The sequence below is a fragment of the Kosmotoga sp. genome, assembly GCF_982836095.1.
In genome coordinates, this window is sequence record NZ_CEYIHJ010000001.1 from 5,598 (window position 1) to 7,241 (window position 1,644).

Here is a 1,644-nt window from a genome sequence, read left to right on the forward strand (position 1 = left end):
CCGCGAGCTGGATTTTGGATGGATGGAGTTAGGAATATATTTGGATTTATCTTAATCGGAATGGCTACATATTTTCTTAATCCAATACTGCCAAAAGTTGTTGCATATTATTTACTCCCAATACACTACCAGTTTCCCCTCTAGGAACGACTTTTGTCAACTTACTAGTTAAAATCGGTCTAATCACACCTGTACCATATGATAAGAAAAATAAGGGAAAGTGAAGCCTTTGAAGAGCTTCCGATAATCGTCATAACCACCCTTGATAAGCCTGAAGACAAACGTAGGGGAATAGAAGCTGGAGCCGATTTTTATTTAGTGAAACCCGTTGATCCGAAATTGCTCATTGACAGTACCGAGCTCGCTATTGGAGAGTGAGATGATGAAAAGGGAAGAGGTAATAAACAAACTCCTAACATTACTTGACGAGGTTTCAAACAACCGGGAACTTCTTCCCGAGATAAAAAAGCTTCTCTATGAGCTTGGAGAATCGAAGACAGCTAACGAAATCGAAGAAATATTATCAGGAAAAGAAAAAGCCAGGAAAATCGATGAAATAAAAGCCAAATTATCTGAAGCTGTAAAAGCTGAAAACTTGGCTGACTCCCTTGAACCCGGTGGAGAGCTCGCAGAAGAATTCGTTACCGAATTTTTTGAAGAAGCCAAAATACATTTAGAGGAAACAGAACGACTTCTTCTGGAAATCGAGCAACATTTTTCTGTTGAAAAGCTAAAAGAGATAATGAGGCATTTTCACACGATAAAAGGTGATTCCTCGTTGGTAATGAATATGGTTGCCATGGGTGATAGAAGGAACCACATTTCTCTCATTAACAAACTCGCGCACACACTTGAAGAACTTTTTCAACATGCGCAGCATGACAACCCTTCCTATATACGCACTAAGTTAGATAGCATATTGCAGATCCTTGAATCATTGAAAACCGCTCTTGATAACACTGGAAAGCTTTCAATTCTAAAAAAACTCTGTGAAAGAGCGCAAAAGCTTTCGAAAAGTTCAGATAATATTCCCGATAGACCCTTTGAAGCAAACGAGGCTTTTCAGAATATATTGAATCAGTTCTTAGAACTTGCCGAAGACACTTCCATAAACCCCAATCAATTGAAGCGACTGGTTGTTAATGTGAAAAAAGGCCTTAAAAAAGCCGGAAAAAATGAACTCTGTGAATTGGTAGATGAAGTAATGGATTTACGTGAAAAGAAAGAACATCCAAAACTCAAAAACGCCATTCAGAAACTCAAAAGGCCTTTTGAAAAAACTGAAGGCTTTATCGCCATTCCCGAAGAACTTGAAACAAAAAGCGAAACCAGCGTGCATGAAAAATATGTCAGGGTTGAGCGTGACAAATTAGACACTGTATTAAACGAAGTATCAGAGCTTTCGAACCTTGTGCTTTCTTTGGAACAGTCTGAAGAACCTGAAACTCAGAGAAAACTCGTTAAAAATCTGAAAAAACTGGAAGAGTTGTCGGATCGAATGCAGCATGAACTAACAACTTTATGACTGAGCTTGTGAAAGATAGCCTGAACCCGATTAGTGCCAAGAATGTAAATGCTCAGATCAGAATTGTAAATGAATTAGAAAGATCAGAATTAACTGCAGTATTAATTGATTTATTAACA

3 protein-coding genes are annotated in these 1,644 nt (G+C 38.1%); all 3 read left to right on the plus strand.

The annotated features are described in order from the left end of the window. The coding region (locus AC3LHT_RS00050) for a hypothetical protein (RefSeq protein WP_488661630.1) at positions 1–144 on the plus strand (144 nt) is incomplete at its 5' end. A gap of 54 nt (positions 145–198) precedes the next feature. Next, entirely contained in the window at positions 199–378 is a 180-nt protein-coding gene (locus tag AC3LHT_RS00055; RefSeq protein ID WP_488661607.1) for a response regulator, read from the plus strand. A 4-nt stretch (positions 379–382) separates the two neighbouring features. After that, entirely contained in the window at positions 383–1,525 is a 1,143-nt protein-coding gene (locus AC3LHT_RS00060; RefSeq protein WP_488661608.1) for a hypothetical protein, read from the plus strand. Positions 1,526–1,644 lie beyond the last annotated feature (119 nt).

What these genes read in the sequence shown, in the direction of transcription:
- AC3LHT_RS00060 (WP_488661608.1), top strand. Translation starts at nt 383, where the DNA reads ATGAAAAGGGAAGAGGTAATAAACAAACTCCTAACATTACTTGACGAG.
- AC3LHT_RS00055 (WP_488661607.1), top strand. Translation starts at nt 199, where the DNA reads ATGATAAGAAAAATAAGGGAAAGTGAAGCCTTTGAAGAGCTTCCGATA.